Source organism: Sphingopyxis sp. BSNA05, assembly GCF_013265645.1.
GTDB lineage: Bacteria > Pseudomonadota > Alphaproteobacteria > Sphingomonadales > Sphingomonadaceae > Parasphingorhabdus.
The window spans coordinates 1-7,184 of the sequence record NZ_PYIA01000133.1; the positions used below are offsets into that span (position 1 = coordinate 1).

At 46.4% G+C, this 7,184-nt stretch carries 5 protein-coding genes and 2 pseudogenes; all 7 read left to right on the forward strand.

Annotation, left to right across the window (positions count from 1 at the left end; all coding sequences use genetic code 11):
- Window positions 1–2,310 (forward strand): annotated as a pseudogene (locus tag C8024_RS15350) (conjugal transfer protein TraG N-terminal domain-containing protein); the annotation flags it as partial.
- A gap of 913 nt (window positions 2,311–3,223) precedes the next feature.
- On the forward strand, window positions 3,224–3,517 hold the full coding sequence (locus C8024_RS23620; RefSeq protein ID WP_367947378.1) for a DNA cytosine methyltransferase: 294 nt from the start codon (window positions 3,224–3,226) through the stop codon (window positions 3,515–3,517).
- Window positions 3,469–4,214: pseudogene (locus C8024_RS23625) on the forward strand (DNA cytosine methyltransferase). The gene C8024_RS23620 and the pseudogene C8024_RS23625 overlap by 49 nt, the downstream one beginning before the upstream one ends.
- 61 nt (window positions 4,215–4,275) lie before the next feature.
- Window positions 4,276–4,488, forward strand: coding sequence for a hypothetical protein (locus C8024_RS23630; RefSeq protein ID WP_367947379.1), 213 nt, complete (start codon window positions 4,276–4,278; stop codon window positions 4,486–4,488).
- 558 nt (window positions 4,489–5,046) lie between these two features.
- Window positions 5,047–5,574 carry a hypothetical protein gene (locus C8024_RS15370; RefSeq protein ID WP_217272247.1) on the forward strand — a complete coding sequence of 176 codons (528 nt, stop codon included), beginning with the start codon at window positions 5,047–5,049 and terminating at the stop codon, window positions 5,572–5,574.
- A gap of 115 nt (window positions 5,575–5,689) precedes the next feature.
- Complete coding sequence (locus tag C8024_RS15375; protein WP_173206729.1) at window positions 5,690–6,406, forward strand: hypothetical protein; 717 nt, start codon at window positions 5,690–5,692, stop codon at window positions 6,404–6,406.
- Between the two features lie 259 nt (window positions 6,407–6,665).
- A complete protein-coding gene (locus tag C8024_RS15380; protein WP_173206732.1) occupies window positions 6,666–7,073 on the forward strand; it encodes a hypothetical protein in 408 nt (135 codons plus the stop codon).
- The last annotated feature ends 111 nt before the right edge of the window (window positions 7,074–7,184 follow it).

The following is a 7,184-nucleotide window of genomic DNA, read 5'->3' on the forward strand; positions in this document are numbered from 1 at the left end:
AAATGGAATGATCTATGGCTCGCGGCTATTCGATGCGACGCGCAGTTTGCGTATTTCTGACCCTGAATTTGCCGCCAATCTTGACGAGCATTTTCGCCAATGTGTATTTTATGACCTGCTACTAGGTCGCTATTCAATGAAAGAATTGTCGGCAAGCGATGATATTTGGACGGTGATTGCGCCGGGAAGCGCAGCGCGCGCGCAAAAGTTCCTCACCCGCAATCCCGATGATAGCGTCAGCGCCAATATCATTACCTGCCGCGAGGCCTATAATGATCTCAACAGCCAATGGACCGCAATGATCGATGAAATGGGGACCATCTTTGGTCGCCAGCTCTATCCCAAACAAACCGCTGCGCTAGCAAAAGCCAAACTATTTGCTGATCTGCCAGTTGCTTACAGCTATTTGAGTGGGGTTTCAAAAAACGCCAGCGAGATCTTCCGGCAAGTGCTCACCATAAATGCAATGAAACAGGCGATGCACGGAATGGCGGGCTCCAGCGGCACATCGAGCGTCGATGTTTTTGCCCAGACCCGTGCTGACATCCAGACTGAACGCACATATAGTTCGATTGCTCAAAATGCGATGAAATGGGTGCCCATTCTCAATATCGTTCTCACCGTCGTATTCTATGCGCTGTTTCCGGTGCTATTCCCGCTGTTCCTCATGCCAAAAACTGGTCCAACGGCACTGCGGGGATATATTACAGGCTTCTTCTATCTTGCCGCTTGGGGGCCATTGTTTGTCATTTTGCACATGATACTGATGTTCAAGGGAGCATCAGATGTTGGCGGTGCAGCAGGAGGGACTGGTCTTAGTCTGGCAAACTTCTCCGGCATGGTTGATGTGAATAATGATATCGGTATTCTTGCTGGATATCTTGTTGCCTCAATCCCCTTTCTTGCTGGCGGGATCGCAAGAGGTGCGCTTGCAATTTCTGGCCAAGCCACTTCCTATCTCAATCCATCACAAAATGCCGCAGAAGAAGCGGCGCGCGATGCCAGCACCGGCAATGTGTCGCTGGGCAACAGCAATATTGAAAATTCGAGCGTGTTCTCGAAACAATTTGCGCAAGGTTCGATCGCGCCGAATATTTCTTACGGTTCGGCTCAGACACGCGGGTTCAGTGCAAGCGGGACGCAAACCACGAGCTTTCCGGAAAATTCGTTCGATCAAGTTCCGAATTCTTCCTATCCGTTCACACCAACATTGGGCCAGGATTTTACCTCAAGACTTTCGACGCTTGCATCGAGCAGCCGATCACAAAGTGAGACATTCTCCAATCTAGCCCAGCAATCGACTAGCTCGGCGGTGACCAGATTCAACGAACTCAGAAATACCTACAGCCAGGGGAGTTCTTCGGAAACCGCAGTCGGGACAAATGAGAGCAACAGTGTCAACAAAGCGTTCAGCGAAGTGGATTCAGCTTCGAGGAACTTGCAGCGGCAATATGGACTGTCACGCAGGGCATCTGATGACATTAGCGTATCATGGTTCCTGAATGGCGAAGGTTCCTTGGGTGTAAAAGGAGAAAAAGGAGCGGGAAGCGCTGCACTTGGTGTGAAAGGCGGAAGGAATAAGGCTTGGACCGATAGTGATATCGGAATTGCGTCGGAGGATCGTAGCCGGATCATGGGAAGCATGAATCAAATTTCCGATAGCCGGAACTGGTCCAATACCCGTGATGGATTTGTGCGAAGTGTAAATTCTAGCAGCAGTTCTGCGGTCTCAAGCAGCGCATCGGGTATGACTTCATCTTTGACCGAAGCGCAAAGCTACACCGTTGAAGCCAGAAGGTCGGAAGAACTGGCCAGCCGCTTGGAAGATCAAGTAACTTGGTATGAAAGCAATAGTGCCGCTGGATCTCTCAACCTGAGTCAGGCCTACCGTGAATGGGGCATGGCGGAGATGGAGACCAATCGCGATTATTACGGCAACGAACGTTTTGACGATGTAAATTTCCAACTGAGCGCCGAAGGCCAGGAACTACAAACACGATTCGTATCCGGTTATGCTGACCGACTTCACGATGATATCGAAGGCAAACTGACTTTACCCGAGTTCACTCCCGTGCAAAACCTGGCGTAAGTAGCGCCGCCGGCGTTCGAGGTGGTGTCTCGCTCGGAGGCGGTCGATCAGGCTCGGGAACTAGTTCGCCAGATGTTGACTCAATCAAAAGTGAAGTTGCCGGTGCTCAATCACGCGGAAGGACACGGGTCGACACCGTTGAGGATGCGATGAAACGGAAGACGAGAAATGCGCGTGGTGCGGGCGAGAAAGCAGCTGACGATATCAAGGAATGGAAATAGCTAAAACGTGATCAAACTTTCATCGACAAGTACGAAGATCAAAAACGCCGCCAACGCTGCGAACACCAAAATCAACTTCAAACGGCCCCAAGGGTCAGCCCACGTCTTCTTCCATGTATAGGCTGTCAGGCGGTTTTCTGTGAGCGCCTTATCAATTTCCGACAAACCAGGCCAGTTTTGTTGATCGTCAGATTGAGTTTTTTATCCTCGGTCATTTTTATCTCCAAGTTCTTGGTTCAAAAAACCAAGCCCCCTCTTCTCTTCGACCATAGCGGAAACGTTGCACGTCGTCATTTTGAAAATAATTGGTCAAAAATCGACCAATCCAGTCCTCCAACTTGAGTTCGCAGCCAATGCCGTCATTATCTCCATTCACAAAGATAGAATATCTAAGAAAAATTATGGGCTTAATTGAACTCATTTTTGGATTCGATCATTTTTATCTCTTAGGCAGCAATTCCAAATGTAATATAACCCATGGGCAATCTAAATGGCGATGTAGTGTGTTTACTTATGGAAGTTCCTGAACTGCAGAGGCCGATCCACTTTTTTGAAAACCATTTTAGGTTAGTCTGTGAGGTCATCATTGCAAATATTACGTAGAATCAGGAAACCAATTTCAGCGGCACCACGTTGCTGCCGCTCGTTAAGTGACAAAACTCAACAAATTTAAGCTACCAACCTTCGAAGTGCTCTGAAATAGCGGCTATACGTGATCCGTTTTGGGCAAGTCGAACCCTCGGTATTGACCCCGATTAAAATTCTAGCTTGTGAGATTTTTTAATTCGAGGCTATGCTTTCAAGCTTTCGGCGTCCAAGAAGCTGAGCGAGTTTTAAGCAATGGGCAAATCAGTAGAGGCGTTAAGTCGAATAGTACATGTACGGAATTGATTTATTTTCAGGAGCGGGAGGGATGTCTTTGGGCGCTTGCGGTGCCGGAATCGATATTCGCGTTGCTATAGATTCCGACACACATGCTATCGAAACATATGCTGCCAATCACAGCGCGACAGAATCAATTTGCCTGCCAATTGATGATATCGAAGACTTTTCTTGTTGGAAACCACCTGGCGATTTTGTGGTATTTGGCGGACCTCCTTGCCAAGGATTCTCCACATCCAACCAAAGAACACGCACATCAAAAACCCGACAAATTGGATGTTTAAGCACTTTGTGCGTGCTGTCTCCCAATTGCAGCCCACTTTAGTTGTTTTTGAGAACGTACGAGGATTACTAGAAACCGCTGATAGCTTTTTTCTAAAACAGCTGATCGCCGATCTTGCTACCGAAGGTTACAAAACCGACTATACTCTTATGAATGCGCAGGATTTTGGCGTCCCTCAAACCGGACACGGCTTTTCCTGATTGGGGCAAAGGACCCATCGTTGCTTCGATTTCCCGAACCTCTACAGTCAAAGCCAGTAACTGTTCATGACGCATTATCAGACCTACCGAAATTGACGAACGGACAATCTGGCGACTTTTTACCATACAAAAATGATCAGTCTTCTCCATACGCAAGGATGTTACGTGGTGGCTTGGAAGAATGCGATGGACATGAAGTCTCTCGAAACTCGGACTATGTATTGGAAAGGTACTCTCACATACCTCAAGGAGGGAATTGGGAGAATATACCTGAGAACCTAATGGCAAACTATGCTGACAGAAGTCGCTGTCATACAGGCATTTATCGAAGGCTGACGTGGAATGAACCTTCAGTAGTCATCGGAAATTACAGAAAGAATATGCTTATTCATCCTGAAGAGAATCGAGGACTTTCAGTCCGAGAGGCAGCGCGAATCCAATCATTCCCAGACACGTTTTCGTTCAAAGGCTCGATTGGGTTCAAACAACAGCAAGTTGGAAACGCAGTCCCACCAACATTAGCAAAAGAAGTTTTTTGAATTTGCTTGAGTGCTGTGGACGAGCGTGAGCAATAAATAAGGGGGACACGTCATCAAATTTATTCATCTTTCGGACATTCATATAGGCGTTACGGACCCTCATTCCGATCAGTTGCATATCACAAATTCGATTATTCGTCATTTCGAGGACCACGAAATCTCCTGCGATCTTATTTGCTTCACGGGTGATATCGCAAACGCTGGAAATTCAGAGCAGTTGGGGGTGGCTGAAAAATTTTGGTGCGGCTTGCCGAACTCACTGGAGGTCAGATAATTATGTGCCCGGGAAATCATGATGTGGAGAGAACCAAGGCAAACGGTGACACCCTTAGAATGGCATCTCAATCAGCAAAAACTTTGGCGAAAGAAAAACCAGTCTTTACAAGTCCCACGAACATATTGCCTCATTTCGCTCCTGGGTTGCGCACCTTCATAAGGAATATAAAGGGGTTTTTCTTAATACTTGGAATAATCCATTTATTGACGTTGTTTCTGTTGAACTGGATGATCGCCCATTCGATCTCATTTGTTTGAACACAGCTATACTCTCATATTCAAATGACGAGGAAAATAATTTAGCTATTGACTTGAAAGCCTATCAAGAAGCGGTCGAGCGTTCCGTGAGCTCCAATGCCATGGGCTTGATCTTGATGCATCACCCTGCCAACTGGATGGCAGATTGGTGCGAGAACGAGTTTGATCAAATCACTAATCGAACGCTAGGACCAAGCTTTCTGCTGCATGGCCATGTTCACGTCGAAGATACTACTACAGTCTACGGCGGGACTGGACAAAAGCCCGTGGTAAGTTCGGGTGGGGCTCTTTTCAAGGATTGCAATATCCACAGAGTTTTTCAATCCATTCGCTTGAAGTTAGCGAGACAGGTGTTTTATTGACGCCCAGCGTACTTGAATATGATAGCCAATCAGGTTCGTGGTTCGAAGACCCGAAGCAGACTTCGACGATTCCAGTAAAGTCGCCGAGAAACTGGAATGCCGCTCCCAATCTTACGCGAGAGACGGTTAAAAATGGAGCATCGACGCATGTAGCATGGCAAAATCCATTCGAAGATGTCGTTGCGAATGATATCGATGCCGCTGAAATCCCGAGACTGTTTGTCGATAGCAACGAAAATTTGAAAGTGCTGGAAAATAACTTTGACTCTTTTGTTGAAGGACAACGAGGGACCGGCAAGACAATGTTATTGCGTTATCTATCTACCGAAGTCCAAACTGCAATAGAAAATAACCCAAATCAAAAATTCAAACAGCGAAATTTTTGGGCATCTATTGTCGGCTTTCGCAGTATGGTTTCAATAGAACTGATTTCGAAATCTTGGAATCGGAGCCCCGTGCGATGAGTTTGTTTGAGCATCGTTTAACTGCTTTTGTCTTTTCCAAACTATTAGCTTCACTGCAGCATTTTTACGATAAGGACCAAAACTCGATGGAGATTGGGCTAATCTCCGAGACCGATTGTCGGCGACATTGAGGGCGCCTGAAATTGGCAACGCTAAGGCGTGGAAAGAGTTAGTTGCGCTAACGGCTGATGCAACAGATAAAATTATGGAAAGCGTCGATGAGCATCTCTCCTCGTTGCAGCCAGGAGCGCAAGAAACTCAGCTAAATACTTGGCTTCGTATCTCTACTTCATTTCTAAAATTTCTTGAAGCAATAAAGTCTGAGCTCTCAGTAAGCGCACCATTCTATTTGATGCTTGATGATTTTGATTCATTGGGCGCGGTCCAACAACGGGTATTGTTTACAGCGGCGGCCGAACGCAATCATGCAACCTTATGTTATAAATTTGGAAGCATGACTTATGGCAGTAGTCAAAAAACGACGATGTCGGGAGCGTCATACCGACCTGGACACGACTTTGATCCGATTTCATTAAATTGGGTTGACGGTGGCCTGCAAAATAAGCGTGGTTCTGCCTCATATCGACGTGCGGTTGAAGATGTCGCCAAGAAACGTCTGCGGCATGCTGGTTGGCCCGACGATCTAAAATATGCAAGCGCTCTGGATGTTTGGACGAAGGGAATTGAATATCGAACTGAGACAGTGCGCGCCATTCGCGAAGCGGAGTACGATTCTGTCAAAGGTAAAAACCGAAGACTTTTCAAAGTTATTGGGACAAATACAAGGATGTGGATGTCCTACGTTACTGCCAAGAGAATAAGGTCGAAGTGAAATATGCGGGAATATCTGGGATTGTTGATTTGTCCTCCGGAATCTATCGTCAATTTCTGGAGTTGAACTATCGCATAATCGCGAACGCATTTGACAACAACTGGACTCCAAAATCAAAAAGAAAATCTCTGCGAGCATACAAAATAGCGCAATCAAGAGTTACTCTGAGGATCTGATTGAAAGCCTTGGAGAGTCCATTGGTGATGCCTCAACTAGAGAGCGAGATAGTTATGGTATTACGAGTCAAAACCTTGCCAATATGATTGATGCTCTTTGTCGAATGTTCCACAATCGGTTATATAAAAGTTCACTCCAAGACGCAGCCGCAATTGACATCGCTATCCGTGGGGAATTACCTCGAGAAAGTTATGCCATGAGCATTCTTAGAATTGCCGTAAGAGAATCTGCGCTTCATGAAAAAGAACAGAGATACTCTGCGAAATCAGACACATCTGTAAAGTTACCAACCTTTACCCTAAATCGAAGGCTTGTTCCGCGATACTCCCTGGGGTTAAGAATGCAAGGAAGAGTCGAGCTTACCGCTAAGCAGATTGAACAGGCCGCTAAACAGCCTGACGACTTTGTATCAAGCTTTCTGCAATTAGAAAACAGCAAGCGCAAAAGAACTAAGACTGATCCCAACCAAGCAAATTTCCTTGATGACTAATCCATCGTCAAGGTCACTCATTTTAACGCACTCAAGTTACGAGCGAAGATGCGTGGGTTATGTAACCCAAAGCAGCCAGAAATTCGACTGTGCAATCGTTGTAGCAACAAA